The sequence below is a fragment of the Endozoicomonas montiporae CL-33 genome (genome assembly GCF_001583435.1).
Taxonomy (GTDB): Bacteria; Pseudomonadota; Gammaproteobacteria; order Pseudomonadales; family Endozoicomonadaceae; genus Endozoicomonas_A; species Endozoicomonas_A montiporae.
Map to the genome: position 1 here is coordinate 2,973,123 of NZ_CP013251.1, position 15,646 is coordinate 2,988,768.

The 15,646-nt window shown below is 48.1% G+C and carries 13 protein-coding genes, 1 pseudogene and 1 riboswitch; of the genes and pseudogenes, 5 read left to right on the top strand and 9 right to left on the bottom strand.

Going from position 1 to position 15,646, the window contains the following annotated elements:
• Positions 1 to 426: 426 nt before the first annotated feature.
• Positions 427 to 1,997 (top strand): IS3 family transposase gene (locus tag EZMO1_RS13735; protein ID WP_145912601.1). Its coding sequence is split into 2 segments (ribosomal slippage): positions 427 to 901 and positions 901 to 1,997, totalling 1,572 coding nucleotides; the frame shifts between segments, so codons are not numbered across the junction.
• Between the two features lie 30 nt (positions 1,998 to 2,027).
• Here EZMO1_RS13735 and EZMO1_RS28175 read toward each other — a convergent pair.
• Positions 2,028 to 2,144 (bottom strand): annotated as a pseudogene (locus EZMO1_RS28175) (IS200/IS605 family transposase); the annotation flags it as partial.
• Between the two features lie 610 nt (positions 2,145 to 2,754).
• Between EZMO1_RS28175 and EZMO1_RS13740 the strand changes: the two are divergent.
• Complete coding sequence (locus tag EZMO1_RS13740) at positions 2,755 to 3,516, top strand: hypothetical protein (RefSeq protein WP_152556998.1); 762 nt, start codon at positions 2,755 to 2,757, stop codon at positions 3,514 to 3,516.
• 62 nt (positions 3,517 to 3,578) lie between these two features.
• Positions 3,579 to 3,664: riboswitch (Fluoride riboswitch) on the top strand.
• 74 nt (positions 3,665 to 3,738) lie between these two features.
• Complete coding sequence (locus tag EZMO1_RS13745) at positions 3,739 to 4,920, top strand: cation:proton antiporter (RefSeq protein ID WP_034872816.1); 1,182 nt, start codon at positions 3,739 to 3,741, stop codon at positions 4,918 to 4,920.
• Positions 4,921 to 4,994: 74 nt separating this feature from the next.
• Here the strand turns inward: EZMO1_RS13745 and EZMO1_RS13750 are convergent, their stop codons facing one another.
• The 4 genes from EZMO1_RS13750 to EZMO1_RS13765 form a co-directional block, all read right to left on the bottom strand.
• Positions 4,995 to 6,326 (bottom strand): replication-associated recombination protein A, encoded by a 1,332-nt coding sequence (locus EZMO1_RS13750; RefSeq protein ID WP_034872815.1) that lies wholly within the window; start codon positions 6,324 to 6,326, stop codon positions 4,995 to 4,997.
• 34 nt (positions 6,327 to 6,360) lie between these two features.
• The gene (gene lolA / locus EZMO1_RS13755) at positions 6,361 to 7,053 is read right to left on the bottom strand and encodes an outer membrane lipoprotein periplasmic chaperone LolA (protein ID WP_051789278.1); all 693 of its coding nucleotides are present in this window, start codon (positions 7,051 to 7,053) and stop codon (positions 6,361 to 6,363) included.
• 34 nt (positions 7,054 to 7,087) lie between these two features.
• On the bottom strand, positions 7,088 to 9,469 hold the full coding sequence (locus tag EZMO1_RS13760) for a DNA translocase FtsK (RefSeq protein WP_461781977.1): 2,382 nt from the start codon (positions 9,467 to 9,469) through the stop codon (positions 7,088 to 7,090).
• Between the two features lie 377 nt (positions 9,470 to 9,846).
• Positions 9,847 to 10,998 carry an ADP-ribosylglycohydrolase family protein gene (locus EZMO1_RS13765; protein WP_222842114.1) on the bottom strand — a complete coding sequence of 384 codons (1,152 nt, stop codon included), beginning with the start codon at positions 10,996 to 10,998 and terminating at the stop codon, positions 9,847 to 9,849.
• Positions 10,999 to 11,201: 203 nt separating this feature from the next.
• Here EZMO1_RS13765 and EZMO1_RS13770 point away from each other — a divergent pair, with 203 nt between their 5' ends.
• Positions 11,202 to 11,441, top strand: a complete 240-nt coding sequence (locus EZMO1_RS13770) for a YecH family metal-binding protein (RefSeq protein ID WP_034872814.1) — start codon at positions 11,202 to 11,204, stop codon at positions 11,439 to 11,441.
• A 425-nt stretch (positions 11,442 to 11,866) separates the two neighbouring features.
• On the top strand, positions 11,867 to 12,169 hold the full coding sequence (locus tag EZMO1_RS13775; protein WP_051789521.1) for an RNA recognition motif domain-containing protein: 303 nt from the start codon (positions 11,867 to 11,869) through the stop codon (positions 12,167 to 12,169).
• Positions 12,170 to 12,250: 81 nt separating this feature from the next.
• Here the strand turns inward: EZMO1_RS13775 and EZMO1_RS13780 are convergent, their stop codons facing one another.
• The 4 genes from EZMO1_RS13780 to EZMO1_RS13795 form a co-directional block, all read right to left on the bottom strand.
• Positions 12,251 to 13,567, bottom strand: a complete 1,317-nt coding sequence (locus EZMO1_RS13780; protein ID WP_034872812.1) for a Gfo/Idh/MocA family protein — start codon at positions 13,565 to 13,567, stop codon at positions 12,251 to 12,253.
• A 165-nt stretch (positions 13,568 to 13,732) separates the two neighbouring features.
• The gene (locus tag EZMO1_RS13785) at positions 13,733 to 14,014 is read right to left on the bottom strand and encodes a ComEA family DNA-binding protein (RefSeq protein ID WP_034873483.1); all 282 of its coding nucleotides are present in this window, start codon (positions 14,012 to 14,014) and stop codon (positions 13,733 to 13,735) included.
• Between the two features lie 93 nt (positions 14,015 to 14,107).
• Positions 14,108 to 15,286 carry a lipopolysaccharide assembly protein LapB gene (lapB, locus tag EZMO1_RS13790; protein ID WP_034872810.1) on the bottom strand — a complete coding sequence of 393 codons (1,179 nt, stop codon included), beginning with the start codon at positions 15,284 to 15,286 and terminating at the stop codon, positions 14,108 to 14,110.
• Positions 15,286 to 15,606 (bottom strand): LapA family protein, encoded by a 321-nt coding sequence (locus EZMO1_RS13795; protein ID WP_051789275.1) that lies wholly within the window; start codon positions 15,604 to 15,606, stop codon positions 15,286 to 15,288. The genes lapB and EZMO1_RS13795 overlap by 1 nt, the downstream gene beginning before the upstream one ends.
• Positions 15,607 to 15,646: the final 40 nt, after the last annotated feature.

Below are 15,646 nucleotides of genomic sequence, written 5' to 3' on the forward strand. Positions count from 1 at the left end.
GCCGTCTGCTGACTTCTGTATGGCGATCAAATCACCTTACGGTGACCTCAGTCCGAAATATCAGACACCACACAGACCTCCCGAGGTAAGTCACACCGCCTTCGCCGCACAACCACCAGATCTACTGCCTGAATGTCCGGATGAGTATGGACTTCGTCATCAAGTGCTGACTCGTCCTCACGCAAACAGCCTCATATCTGATTTCTGTTCGTTGGCTCGCGGTTTTGCTCCACACTGCCTTCAGCCTGCACCTCGCGATACAGACCTTGTGCTTCGCTAGTCCTTCGCCCTCATCTGGCTGGACAGGGGACTTTCACCCCCAAGCTGTGTGACATGCTCGGCACACAATGAACCCCCCTGTGTCAGCATAGTTGTCACCTCTTCTGATTTTTAAAAATCTCACAGGGGACGGTCAGTGAGCAATCAATGGCCAGCTATTCAGAAGAGTTGAAGCAGTCCGTCATTCAGAAGATGATGCCACCTAATAATACGCCTGTATCGCAGTTGGTTCGTGAAACAGGTATCTCTAACTGGACTCTATACAGTTGGCGAAAAAAAGCGTTATCGCAAGGAGTGCCCGTGCCTGGCAACGGTAAAAATCCAGACCTATGGACACCTGAAAATCAGTTAGCTGTCATCATTGAAACAGCGGCATTAAATCAAGCTGAACTGGCTGAATACTGTCGTAAGAAAGGCCTGTTTGCTGAACAAATCCAACAGTGGAAAGAAGGCTTTATCAATCGTAGCCCGGCACAACCTGAAAGTCAGTCGAGTCAGCGTAAAAAGCTGTCTGACGAACACGAAAAAGACAAGCAAACGATTAAAAAACTGGAACGCGAACTCAAGCGCAAGGACAAGGCGTTAGCAGAGACTGCTGCCTTGCTGGTACTCACAAAAAAGGCCCAAGAGATCTGGGGGGAGCCAGAGGACGATTAGTTTCCCTTCCGGATCGACAGAACGCAGTAAAACTGATTGAGCATGCCGTCAGTGATGGTGCTCGCCAATCAAAAGCTTGTCAGGTTATCGGGCTGTCAGAAAGAACCATTCAGCGATGGACGCAGGAGGGTACAGTGATACCTGACAACCGAAAAAATGCCGACAGGCCAGAACCAGCGAATAAGCTTTCAGATGCTGAGCGACAGGCGATCATAGATGTCTCTAACAGCGAGCGTTTCAAGAGCCTTCCTCCCAGTCAGATTGTTCCTGCACTGGCTGATGAAGGTGAGTACCTTGCGTCTGAGCGGACATTTTACCGAGTGCTCCATGAAGCGGGCCAGCAGAATCACCGTGGGAAGGCTGCCAGACCTAACCGACATAAGCCGACCTCTTATTGTGCAACAGGCCCTAATCAGGTGTGGACCTGGGATATCACGTATTTAAGGTCTCCGGTAAGGGGCCAGTTCTACTATCTGTATCTCGTGATAGACATCTATAGCCGTATGATTGTCACTTGGGAAGTTCATGAAGTTGAGTCAGCTGAGTATGCATCCGAAATGATCACGAAAGCTTGTATAAAACGGGGTATCGGGGCGATGGAGTCACCGTTGGTTTTACACTCTGATAATGGCAGTGCAATGAAGGGCGGAACGATGCTGTCAACGCTGCAAAGTCTGGGCGTGGTGACCTCTTTCAGTCGCCCACGGGTCAGTGATGACAATCCATATTCTGAGGCTATATTCAGAACATTGAAGTACCGGCCTGGTTACCCCCGAAGTCCGTTTGCAGATCTGGAAGCTGCACGCAACTGGGTACATGGCTTCACTCAGTGGTACAACGAAGAGCATAAGCACAGCGGGCTGAAATTTCTGACACCAGCCCAGAGACACAGGGGAGAAGCGAATGAGCTTCTAAATAATCGTAAAGAGGTTTACGAACTTGCAAAGCAGCGTCATCCGGAGCGTTGGGGAAAGCGTTCAACAAGAGACTGGAATCTTGACTGTGAAGTCTGGTTGAATCCGGACAGGTCGATCACTGGTCAACAAAAGGAAGTTGCGTAAGATGAGGCGACAACTTTGTTGACAAATACCGAGTGTGTCGTCTACATCTGCACTGAACACTACTCGTCTATATTTTGCAGGGCAGACTAAATGATACATAAGTACAGTTACATTGTGAGATTTTCGGATAAAACTGCTTTTAGCCATCTCTCCAATGTAGACACAAACCCATGCTGCGGCTAACGCCGCAGAATCGCAGCAAGCTGCGGGGAATCAGACCCTAGGCTTCGCATTAAACGGCACTGGTAAATTTCCAAGACTGGCAAATGTCGTTGAATATGTTTCATGCTGGCTGCCATGTGGTCAATGTAGGAACTTTTGAGTACTTACGAAAAACATTATCTTCACAAAAGTGATGAACCAGCTCGCCACTGAACCATTCGCTTCACTGTTTGCACAGAATACTGAATACTGTTCGTTGATCAACAGCACGCTATTACTGTGTAGCGATCAGAAACAACGAAGCCAAAGCATGATGCTATGGGTCAAAAAAGTCTCGGAGTATTCGTTTTTCCCAGGGTCAGCATTAAGCAAGTTTGCTGACGCCTGGCTGAACAGCGCAGGAAACTCATTCAAACCATTGGCCTACGTTGATCTACTACAAAGGATGCAAAGCCCTTCGGCTAAACAACAGTTAGACGGCTTTTACCACCAATTGCTGACTCAACAACCAGAATGGCCCACAGGTACATCCGACTCAACTTCAGAAAAGAATGTTCAAACGAAAAACAAGCAATCCGGAAAGCTTAAAAGACTATTGTCGAAGCCCACTATCGATACAGGCTGGCAACACACACCAACAGGAAAAGGATTTTCCGTCACAAGAATGATACTGGAAGAGCCCCCATTTAAAAAATCCGTAGAAGGTGCTGGCAACCTTTCCAGACCCGCAGTGTTTTATATGAACAGAACAACGCTCAAAGAGCTGAAAACCACCTATTCGCTCTGGGAACGGAGTCGTTCAGAGTTTTCACCTGGACCGGGTGAACTCGAGTCTACAGACACCCTGAGAACCTTTAGAACGGCTGCGACCTCATCAACCTTTTCTACAGCACTGGGAGCGTCATTTGGAATGCAGGAAGATAACCATCTGGATGATAGTAACAGTATGCAAGGCCAACATGCTTACATCAGAAATCAACCATCTAATCATCCGTCCTTTGAACATATGACTGATCAGTTTTTCCATTGGCTACACCAACAGTGTCCAAACCCAAATACCAGCTGGCTTATGCCTGAGAGTGTTCAGGGCGATGAAAAAATCACTGTTCCAGCAGGTCGCTACAATACTCCTCCCCATGCCGAACAGATTGGCTTAATAAGCAAGGGGGGCGATGTGTCAGAAGAATTCTCATGGCCTGCTCCGAAGAAAAGCCTTATTCGGGAAGGTATTGACGAAGAGGCGGTGCTGATTGATACAGAGCTCATGAAACAGTTATTTAAAGAGTTTCTTGAATCCCGTACCCAATCTGAACTTAAACCGCCTATCGCTCAACGCAGTCTTGCCAGGAACGGTTAATCAATAAACTTAATGATTAAACGCGATCTTTTTGTGCTATGATCCGATCCATTCAGAGCCTTATGGCTCAGGGTGATGGAGTTCCACCTGCTAACCGCTCCCATAGCTGATTCACATAGCTTTGGCAGCTGATGACTCCTGTGTATTGATTCCCGACCGGGGATGGCACAGGATCATTGTAGCTGTACCTTCCCGGTCTTCGACTGACACCACGGAGACCTTATGAATCTCGGTATTCTCTTTTTTCTGATTCTGTTTGGCGGCTGGACGGCTGGCAAACTGACACAACGCATCAAACTACCTGCTGTACTGGGCATGGTTCTGGTGGGAGTGGCAATAGGCTATTTTTATGGCAATAGCCTGCCTGCATCACTGGATGAAAGCTCAAGCTTTCTCAAAACACTGGCACTGATCATCATATTGCTCAAAGCCGGTCTTGGCATCAGCCGTTCAACATTGAACCGGGCAGGCTTATCTGCACTGCTGATGACGTTTATTCCCTGCATTTTTGAAGGTGCTGCACTCACTGTCATCCTGAACTACTTGTTTGGATTTGACTGGGCAGTCGCCGGATTAACCGGTTTTATGCTGGCAGCGGTATCCCCCGCCGTGGTGGTACCTTCCATGTTAGAGTTACAGTCAAAAGGCTATGGACAAAAAAACGCAGTACCCACTATTGTTCTTGCCGGAGCATCCGTAGACGACGTCTTTGCCATTACCCTGTTTTCGGTCTGTCTCGGGCTGGCCACCGCTGAACAGAGTGTCAGCGTCAGCTCGGCATTACTGGCCATCCCGGTATCCATTATTACCGGACTGGTGCCCGGTATTGTGACAGGTCTGTTGCTGGCATGGCTGTTCAAACGTTATAAAATGCCAACGGTTGAAAAGGTGCTTATTCTTCTGACGATTGCCGTAGTCATGGTCGAACTGGGAGAAATGATCGAAAGTGCCGCCCTGCTGGGCGTAATGACTGTCGGCTTTCTGCTTCTCGAACGGGCTGAAAGCAGTGCAGTCGAACTGTCCAGTCAAATGGGTAAAATCTGGTTTTTTGCCCAGATCATTCTGTTTGTACTGATCGGGATGTCCGTTAATATTGAAGTGGCTATGGGCGCAGGGTTGACCGGCCTGCTGGCCATTACCGCAGGCCTGTTATTCCGATCTCTTGGTGTATTAATTGCCACACAATTCTCTGATCTGTCGTTTAAAGAACGGATTTTCTGCGTCATTGCCTACTGCCCCAAAGCAACGGTGCAGGCAGCACTGGGTGGTGCTGCATTGGCCGCAGGCTTGCCAGAAGGTGAAGTGATTCTCGCACTGGCGGTTCTCGCCATTGTATTTACTGCACCATTGGGGCTAATAGGCATAAACGTCTTTGGAACAAAGCTGTTGAGCAGAGACAACTGATTCTGCCAGACCGTTTTGAAAGTAGACTCCGCTGGTTGGAAATAGCCCCCCAACCAGTCTTCCCAGTCAGCCTCCTAGCGTCTCTGAACAGGACTTTTGCCATCAAGATCTTTTAAAAAGGCCAGCTTGTCCCTGATCTTTATTTCCAGCCCTCTGTCGTTTGGCTGGTAGTAATGTCTTGGCTCCATCCCATCAGGAAAATAGCATTCCCCTGCCGCATAAGCTCCCGGCTCATCATGGGCATAGCGATACTCAGCACCATAACCCAGCTCTCCCATCAGTTTTGTCGGTGCATTGCGCAAATGCAGAGGCACTTCATGGGATGGATTGCCGCGCACATCATCCAATGCCGCTTTCCAGGCCAGATAAACCGCATTGCTCTTGGCTGCACAGGCACAGTAAACGGTAGCATGCGCCAGAGCCAGCAAGCCTTCCGGAGCACCCAGTCGCTCAAAGGCCTGCCAGGCGTTCATGGTTATTTCCAGTGCCCTCGGGTCAGCATTACCAATATCTTCACTGGCAATCGCCACCAGACGGCGAATGATGTACAACGGGTCAGCTCCGCCATCCACCATTCGTGCTGCCCAGTACAACGCAGCATCAGGATTGGAGCCGCGAACCGACTTATGAAACGCCGAAATCTGGTCGTAAAATGCTTCTCCGCCTTTATCAAACCGACGCCCACTGTCTGCAAGAATATCGGTGACGCTGTCTGAACGTATAACCCCGTCATCACTGAGATCAGCGGCCACTTCCAGGATATTCAGAACCCGTCGTGCATCTCCATCGGCATAGCGGATCAGAACCTGCTCTGCCTCCGGTTCCAGCGTGATATTTCTGCCTGCCAGTCCTCGCTCGTCTTCCAGTGCCTGCTGAATAACAAGCTTGAGATCATCGGGCTGCAATGAACGCAATACATAGACCCGGGCACGGGACAAAAGCGCATTATTTAACTCAAATGACGGGTTCTCAGTGGTGGCTCCGATAAAGGTGATGGTGCCATCTTCAATATGGGGCAGAAATGCATCCTGCTGTGACTTATTGAAACGATGCACTTCGTCCACAAACAGAATGGTTTTTCGGTTGTGCATCAACTGTTCGTCTCTTGCCCGATCAACCGCTGCACGGATATCTTTGACGCCGGACAATACGGCAGACAACGTTTCAAAACGGGCATCACACAAACCGGCAATTAATTTTGCCAGTGTCGTTTTGCCAACACCCGGTGGTCCCCAGAACACCATAGAATGAACCGCACCCTGCTCAAGGGCTTCCCGCAGAGGCTTCCCACGGGCAAGAATGTGTGCTTGCCCAAGGTATTCATCCAGATTTCTTGGTCTCATTCGAGCCGCCAGCGGCTCGAAACGAGTAGAATGGTTAGCAGGAGTATCAAAAAGTGATGCCATAGTAACTATTGCCCAATGTAGCTATTGCTCAATGCTATTGCTCAGTACTAGCGGTTTGATCCAGTACATCATAGCCTTTGGGAATCTCTACCCTGAAATCACTGTCACTGATCATGCCATTAAAGTTCACATCGCTCAGTTCTACACGACGGCGACCGCCCAATGAATCCCGCAGTTCAATACTGTTCAACAGGCCATTGCGAAACACAATATCCAGTTTTTCAAACAGGTCAGAATTTCCATCAGGCGTCAGTGCAAATCGTTCCTGTTTATCATCCTGATACAGTCCGATCCGGTAATCTTTCAGAAACTCTTTGGCATCACCACTCAGCAACTGTGCCGGGGTATTGGACATACGGTCATCCTGAACCTGAATAATGACCTGATGCAGGTCTCGATCCACCATCCAGATTTTTTTATCAATAGCCACTACTTCCTGCTCAAACGGTGATGCAGTATTCCAGCGAAACTTGCCCGGACGTTTGATTTGCATGGAACCTGACTCTTCGCGAATACGTCCATCAGAACCAATGGACTCCTGCTTGAACTTTGCCGAGATAGTGCGAATTTTCTCAAGTTTGCGAGTCAGTTTTTCAGCGGCTTTTGCATCATTTTCCTGAACGGCGGCAGTCACTGGTTTAACAGGTGCAGCACCTGCATTCATCACAAGACCAGAGGAACACAGAACGGCAGAAAACAGGGCAAGGTTTTTTAAATGTTTCAACATAAAAGGTAGTAATAACAACTCTAACAACAATCGGTTAATTTTTTACCGGTGGCGGCGCAATGACTTCCCGACCACCATTGTTTCCGGCAGGACTGATGACACCGGCCTGCTCCATCGCTTCAATAATATTGGCTGAACGGTTGTAGCCGATTTTAAATTTACGCTGAACCGAAGAGATAGACACTCGCCGACTTTCAGTCACAAAAGCCACGGCTTCGTCGTATAACGAATCTTGCTCACTGTCACCATCCAGACCGGCACTAAAAGCACTGCCATCCGATGAACCCGCATCCACACCGTTAAGAATGTCTTCAATATAATCAGGGGAGCCGCGTTTTTTCCAGTCTGCTACCACTCTGTGAACTTCATCATCACTGACAAAAGCACCGTGCACGCGTATCGGTACACTGGTTCCCGGCGGCAGGTACAACATATCGCCATGCCCCAGCAACTGTTCAGCGCCACCCTGATCGATAATGGTACGGGAGTCAATTTTACTGGACACCTGAAAACTGATTCGCGTGGGTACGTTAGCCTTGATCAGGCCGGTAATCACATCAACAGAAGGCCGCTGGGTGGCCAGAATCAGATGAATACCTGCGGCCCTCGCCTTCTGGGCAATTCGGGCGATAAGCTCTTCCACCTTTTTGCCAACAATCATCATCATGTCAGCAAATTCATCTACGACCACCACAATAAACGGCAATGTTTCGAGCTCGGGAGGTGCTTCACCACCCAGCGATAACGGTTCAAAAAACGGATCACGCAGAGGCTCGCCCTGACTTCTGGCTTCTTTAACCTTCTGGTTATAGCCTGCAATATTACGAACCCCGAGCGCCGCCATCAGCTTATAACGCCGCTCCATTTCTGCCACACACCAGCGTAAGGAATTGGCGGCTTCTTTCATATCGGTGACAACCGGTGCCAGCAGGTGTGGTATGCCGTCATAAATAGACAGTTCCAGCATTTTCGGGTCGATCATAATCAGCCGCACATCTTCCGGCCCTGCTTTGAACAGCATGGACAGAATCATGGCATTGACGCCCACGGATTTACCGGAACCGGTGGTACCGGCCACCAGCAAGTGCGGCATTTTAGCCAGGTTCACCACCACCGGCTGACCGCTGATGTCGTGACCTAAAGCCAGTGACAATGGAGACTTGGCATGGTCAAAAGCTTTGGCTGAAACCACCTCACTAAAGTAAACAATCTCCCGGTCGTCATTGGGAATTTCAATGCCCATGACGGACTTACCGGGAATGACTTCCACCACCCGAACACTGATAACAGCAAGAGAGCGAGCCAGATCTTTGGCCAGATTACTGATTTTGCTGGCCTTGGTACCCGGTGCCGGTTGAATTTCATAACGGGTAATCACCGGTCCCGGATGCGCTGCCACCACTTCGGCATCCACACCGAAATCTTTCAGTTTGAGTTCCAGTAAGCGGGATACCGCATCCAGATCATCCTGGCTGATCCCCCCGTTAGAGTTAGCCACTTCATCCAGCAAACCCACCGTCGGGAATCGACCTTCCGGCAATTCTTCAAACAAGGCTTCCTGACGTTCTTTACGAGGGTGATTTTCTACGATGACGGCAGGCTGAGGTTTTATCTGAATCTCGACCTTCGGTTCTTTCGATGCTTTCGACCCCAGCGCAACAGGCTCAAGAACCGGTTCTATTTTGTCTTCATCTTCAATTTTGGCTTGCTCTTTTTCCTGAATCTTGCGGGCTTTGGCTTCTGCGCGCCGGTCTTTCCAATGATCCAGAGCATTACGCAGCTGGTTATAGGCAATGATTGCCCAACGTCGTCCATAACTCAGACAACTTGTTAACGTCCAGATCACCAGTCTTCCTATAAGATCAATCACCCGAAACCAGGAAATATCGGTATAAAGCGTCAGACCGGTAATAAACACCGCCAGCAACAACAGGCTACTGCCAACTGCATTAAACACCGGCAAAAACTGTTGCAGAATAATATGACCAACAATCCCACCGGTAGACGACGGTAAGCTGAACAATTCCGGAAAATACAATCCGGCCAGTGCTGCACCCGAGCACAATGCCAGCACCATACCAAAAAAACGCACTGCGAACAGGCTGGGGCTCCACTGCCAGGTTTCGTACCGATAGCGAATAACCAGTGCCACTTTGCCAAACAACACCAATGGAATCATCCAGGCAAACAGCCCAAACAGGGAAAACAGAACGTCGGCAAACCAAGCCCCTACCGAGCCTGCCGCATTGACAACATCAGCGTCAGAGCCTGCAAAACTCCAGCCTGGATCAGACGAAGTATAAGTAAGTAGCGCGGCAGTCAGAAACCCGGCCATCACCAGAAGTACCAGCATGCCAGCTTCCCGAAGACGCAAAGCAAGGGCGTCATTCAGCGACTCGCGAATGGATGATTTCACAAACTTTTTCTTTATTTTTGCCGGTTGTGATCGTTCCGTAGTACTGCGTTTTTTGCTCGAATTCTCAGACATTCCCAGTCTATTAAAAAATAGCCTCGCAAGGGTCCCGGCAACAGGGACTGTTTATGTGTAAGTACTCAACCATACGAAATCATATTTTCTGACTCATTGTTCAGGCACTCTGACTGCGTTGCAACTCTGGTCACATAGCTTGCTATGCTCCCGCCGTTACGCCTTGCAGAGCACCTGCCCAATAAGCCAGAAATCTTCGATTCCGTATGGTTGAGTACTTACATTAAACGATAACACGAGGCATTGACCCGTTGCTATCCAACAGGTCAATGAAAACGGAATCAAGCTTTGCCTGTACAATCAATTCAAGGCAGTGAAACCAGCTTTTCTGCCAGTCGCATATAAAAGTCCGAATTATTCAGATCTTTCACAAAACGTTCCGGAATCCCCTGAATACCATTCATCGCACCCAGCAGAGCCCCCGTCAGAGCCGCTCGTGCCATATTATTACCGCCACCATTAACGGCCGACAGTACACCTTGTTCATAGTTATTCGGGAACCGGTGCATCAGATAATAAGCAGCAGGCAGCAGGTGAGTTAACTGACAATCCATGCCATACACCTGGCTGACATGCAATGCCGGTTCAATTCGAACGACGTCCGGCTGCCAGGCAATGGCACCATTGACAACGGTATGAACGTTATCAAAACCACCGATTAAGGAGCGAATGACAGGATTTTTCAGCTGTTTGTAAAGATATTCCCGAAGCTCTTCAAGCTGCACACCTTTCATAATGGCTTGCAGGGTCAGGGCGTAAACCACCTGATTACTTCGAATAAAATCACTTTCAAAGAATGGCTGCATCAGGTTATCGGCTTCAACAGCCAGGGTTTCCGGATCATCGTAAAACAGCGCAAGAACGACCGCGAGTTGCGCCCCGTCGGAAGTATCCGAGTCTGAAGCCAGTTTACGATCTTCCCAGCTGATTCCTTCATTCCGTCGTTTGATCATGTGCCTGATGATGGATTCCGTGTAGCGACCAGAAAATGATTCACCTGAAAGTGTTTTGAAGAATCCGTCCAGTCTGTGGTGAAAATCAGCCTCGTTGTATTGCGCCGTTGCGACGACAGACTCCAGCAGGAGTGTAAATAATTGTCCTGTTTGGGAGATATCACCTGCCCTCACTCCCTGTTCATGGCGATAACGGCTGATGTCTGCAAAGCTGTGGCTGCCTTTCAGCTTGGGGTCCTGATAATGATCAATCCAGTCACCAAAGTCGTTTCGCAACTCGTTGAGATTGTAGTACCAGTGGGTTCCGAGACCCAGCGCATCACCGGCCAGATAGCCAAAAATTGCACCTTTAACCCGATCGCTGCGATTAATATTATCCGGATAGCGTTTAACGACAGGTTCAGTTGTCTCGCTGACGTTCATACTCTGCACCTCCTCGGTAGCACCGTTATCTTGTACCACCGGACGATCACACCCTACAAGTAACATAACCCAGACTGACACTATAAAAGCTCTGCCTATCAGGCCAGGCTGTCGGTTACCGGTCATTCTCATACTTACTTTCATGGCAGTTCGCGGCTCCGGGCAACACACCGAAAAACATTGAGCATAGAACATCCGGCAAAGGCACGTATTAGTACTTATGTTTTATTTCTAGGTCGGCGGTATGTTAACCCGTTTGTCGTGCTATTTATCAGGAACCGAAAATGCAAGATTCCATCCACGGTCACAACGTTCTTAATCTTATCCGTGAACATAATCAACCCGTCAATATAGACGAACTTTTAACCGCTATCAGTCAGCATTTTGGTACTGAGAGCCGTTTTCATACTTGTTCAGCCGAAGGTCTCAGCGCTGATCAGCTGGTTGAGCTTTTTCTCGCCAAAGGCAAACTGGTACTTGAAAATGAGCAGATTCACTTTGTTGGTTGCCGCTGCAAACACTAATTGACCTGCGTCAGAAGTTCCTGCAATTACACCAAGGGCTTAAATAATCACCGGCCTGACTGTAATCCATTGAAAAACAATAAAAAACATAAAATCACTTAATCAATTGTCATGGTTGGCTCTCTTTTAATGAGAGTCAACAATTGTTCACACCCTTGACATAAGTACTACAGGTTATAATCTGGTGTCATACCCGGACGGTTTAGGGTAGAACTCACTAGAGCCCTGCTATGGTGCGTTATTGGATCTGCGAACTGATCTCATCAGTAAACAGGTCATTTAGTCCTGAGCAAAAGACTGCCAGGGTTATTTTAAATAACACTCTGACTTACTGATGCCCCAGAACGACGTAATCCTGATGACGTTCGATGTTTCTAAGGCAAATGGTCGAGTTTAAAAACGTCATTATTGGAGACCTTCTTACCATGCAACAGAACAAACTGTTTGTAGGTAACCTGCCTTTCAGCGCGAATGAAAATGATTTGCAGATTGCTTTTGAGCAATTTGGAGAAATTGATGAAATCCGTGTCATTATTGACCGGGAAACAGGCCGCTCCCGTGGTTTTGCTTTCGTCACATTTGCTGAAAAAGATTCAGCCGACTCTGCTCTCAGCATGGACGGTAAAGAATTAAATGGTCGTAACATGCGGGTTAATTTTGCGACTGAAAGAAATGGTGGACGCCATAACAACAATAACCAGAATAACAATCGCCGTTTCAACCAATAATAACGATTTTACTTAACTCACCAGTTCAGTGTCTTTGTTATTCCCCTGAGAGGATAACCGGGCTACCGGTTATCCTTCAGCTTATGCAGTGTCATCATTTGATAAACGAATCACACAATTTTCCCTGCGTGCTTTCTCTGCCGCAAAAACCATCTGATGACTTTCCAGTGTTTCATCCGGTCCACTCAGAATGAGATCAGGATTATTACTGGCAACCGCTGAAACAAATGCTTTCACCAATTCGTTATCCCCTCCTGCATGGCCACCTGCTGCAGAGCTGTCTGAAAAAGCATGAGTGTCATAAACCGTTTCCGTGCGTGAAAGAAAATCGTAACAGCGCAATACTTTTCCATCGCCTTCTATTCTTCCATGACTACCAAATACGCTGGTTTTACGATCACTGAGCGGGGTAAAAGCAGTCATCGTAAAAGAAGCGGTCATACCGCCTTCAAATTCCATATTAACCACCTGATGATCAACCACATCATTATCGCAGGCATAGACACATCGACCATAAGGACCGGTTCGCAGGGCTTCAACAATAGTCTCGTAGGAAGGGTCGGGAGTCAGCACATCCCATGGCCACTGCTTCACAAAAGCTTCATCTTCTGCAAAGAACTGTTCAGTCGTATTGTCTTCATCACGGGGCTTATAAACGTTAACAAGATAAATATTTTGGGCTGAGTAAGGACAGGACTCAGACAATTGACAATCAAGGCACCGGTCGCTGCTACCAGCGGGTTTCTGTTCCGGACGAAAATGACTCAATCGGCCAAAGGAAGAAACCTGCCGACAGGGCTTTCCAGCCAGATATCTTAACCAGTCAAGATCATGGCAGGCTTTGGACATTAACATCGGACTGCTGTTCGCTTCATTTCCCCAGCTTCCTCTGACAAAAGCATGAGCCTGATGCCAGTAACCCACTGGCTCAAGATGCTGGATAGAGTAAACTTCTCCGATAACACCGTCATCCAGCAATGCCTTTAACTGCATGGTGTATTGAGTGTAACGAAGCACATGGCAAACACTCAGCAATACGTTATTCTTTTTTACGGCCTCGACGATCGCCTGACATTCCTCAAAGTCCGGCGACATGGGCTTTTCCAGAAGCAGGTGATAACCTTTATTCGCCAACGCCACAGCAGGCGCCTTATGCATATCATCCTGCGTACAGATGACTGCGCTGTCAGCCAGCTTTTTATGCTTCAATAGCGACTGCCAATCAGGAAACACCATTTCATTTTCTATTCCATGCTGCCTGACAAACTGTTCCCTCTGCCCTGTCCTTGGTTCAGCTATCGCCACTATTTTCAGCTGTTCCGGGTAATTCAACGCGTAATTGGCATACGCCTTGCCGCGACTGCCTGCTCCAACAATGACCATGGTGACGGGTTTCATTTGAACACTCCATCCTTGTTATTCATCAATACTGTCGGCTTCGCAAGCCATCAGCATAAACAAGAGCAATCCACGAACGAATCTCTGGTCAACAAAAAAACGCCATGCTGATTACAGTCATGGCGCCGAATAAAACAATCAAAATTAATTTTACTAATTACGCAATCATTTGAATGAAATTTTATCTTTATTTTTTTCCAGCAACGAAGAGCCTACATATTTCACTTCATCAAGACACTCCATTGTCTTGTAAGGACCATGAGTTTCCCTATGATTTACGATTTCCATCGCAATTTTAGGGCCCACTCCGGACAGAGACTCATTAAGCTGCTCGGCTGTAGCCTGATTAACATTCACTTTATTATGGGAAGTTGATGGTTCGGCAAAAGCCGGGATAGAAAAGGTAAAAATCAGAGAGGTAGCAATTGCAGTGATGGTCTTCTTCATAGCTTTTACTCCGTTATCAGCCAGAAAATAAACGAACTCTTTGATCAAGTTCTTATTTAAGGTTTAGATTAATTTGCGGAACGATGCAAAATTTCACTCCCCCTCAATCCCCTGAACGGGTGCAATTGCTCCCCACGAATGACAACCAGGACACATCCAATGCATTTCTTTACCAGAAAAACCACAGGAACTGCACTGATATACCGGCTTTAACTCAAGCATTTTATCGGTCATCTCTTTCAGCAGACGAATACTTTCCAGACTCCCGACTGCAGGATTTCTAAGTTGCAGATTCATCAGGGCATTCAACCCTTTCAGAGAAGGATGCTTTCTTAACTGATCCGTCAGAAACTTCAGTGCCTGCTCATCACCACGATCACTGGCCAGAACCCGGGTCATCGCAAGAATAACAGCTGCCCCCGGTCTTTCATTGAGACAACGTCCAAGATAGGCTGTAAAACCGCGTACATTACCTAAGCGATTATAAGCCTGCTCAAGCAAATCAAGCGTTAACGGAACGTATCGACTTTTCTGCAAAGCCACTTTTTCCAGCGCCTTGATGCAATCGCGATAACGGGCGTCGTCAAACTCCATTCTTGCCAGCAACAATGAAGCCCTGACACAGTTCCTGTCCCGTGTGAAAGCCTGCCTGATCGCTTTTCGGGCAGAGACACGATCATTACGATCAATACAAATCTGTGCACCTTCGCAGTAGAAGTGCGCCAGATCCACTGCGTACTGGTCTCCACCGGATTTTCGTAGTTCTTCCCCGATAGCAACAGCTTTCGACCACTCCCGCTCCTGCTCGTAAATTTTCAGCAGTTGCTGCAGGGCCTCAGAACGATACTCATGGTGGTTTCTGACCATCTCCGACAACATAGCTTCAGCCCGGTCCAGCAAACCGGCCTGCATAAAATCTTTTGCCAGCTCCAGCTGCACCCGAAGCGACTGTGAAGCCGTAAGACTGGGTCTGGCGAGAAGATCCTGATGCACGCGTATAGATTTCTCAACCTCACCACGCCGGGCAAACAAACTGCCTAACGCCAGATAAGTATCGACGGTATCGTTATTCAGATCCAGAGCCTTGATGAATGTCTCAATGGCCTCATCGGTCTGCTCATTTAACAGGTAGTTAAGGCCAACGAAATACTCTTTAGACAGAGGTTGACCTGAGGATCGGGATTCGTTTTTTTTCCGAAGGTCTCGTCGCCCCAACAGATAACCTGCCAGCATGGCCACTACAATCAGAGCCAGCAGTGCAACATCAGGCATTAACTCAGTCCCTTTAGGGCGTTTGCTCTCAACTTCTGCAGCTCTGCATCCCGACGAGCCAGTTTGCGCTGAAAACTGGCATTAGCCAGCCGCAGCTTACCAATCGCTACGAAAGACGCCAGCAAGCCACACATGCCACCGACGATGAAGGCAAAAATAACGGCTGTCGAGGCTTTAAGTTCAGGCAATTGCATACCAGCCAATTGAAATCCAACCAGCTGCGGATTGCTGATCACAAAGTTGACCAGAACGACCAACAAAAAAACCAGCAGAATTAAAACCAGTAGACGCTTCAGCCAAGCTCCCAGCACTGAAACCATAGTAACAACAAACTCCAGATTAATTGACCGGCTCCGAGGC

Bases quoted from the DNA above. Each gene is read 5' to 3' on its own strand.
- EZMO1_RS13770 (WP_034872814.1), top strand. From the start codon at position 11,202: ATGCAAGATTCCATCCACGGTCACAACGTTCTTAATCTTATCCGTGAA.
- EZMO1_RS13750 (WP_034872815.1), bottom strand. From the start codon at position 6,326: ATGGCATCACTTTTTGATACTCCTGCTAACCATTCTACTCGTTTCGAG.
- lolA (WP_051789278.1), bottom strand. From the start codon at position 7,053: ATGTTGAAACATTTAAAAAACCTTGCCCTGTTTTCTGCCGTTCTGTGT.
- EZMO1_RS13795 (WP_051789275.1), bottom strand. From the start codon at position 15,606: ATGGTTTCAGTGCTGGGAGCTTGGCTGAAGCGTCTACTGGTTTTAATT.
- EZMO1_RS13745 (WP_034872816.1), top strand. From the start codon at position 3,739: ATGAATCTCGGTATTCTCTTTTTTCTGATTCTGTTTGGCGGCTGGACG.
- EZMO1_RS13780 (WP_034872812.1), bottom strand. From the start codon at position 13,567: ATGAAACCCGTCACCATGGTCATTGTTGGAGCAGGCAGTCGCGGCAAG.
- lapB (WP_034872810.1), bottom strand. From the start codon at position 15,286: ATGCCTGATGTTGCACTGCTGGCTCTGATTGTAGTGGCCATGCTGGCA.
- EZMO1_RS13775 (WP_051789521.1), top strand. From the start codon at position 11,867: ATGCAACAGAACAAACTGTTTGTAGGTAACCTGCCTTTCAGCGCGAAT.
- EZMO1_RS13785 (WP_034873483.1), bottom strand. From the start codon at position 14,014: ATGAAGAAGACCATCACTGCAATTGCTACCTCTCTGATTTTTACCTTT.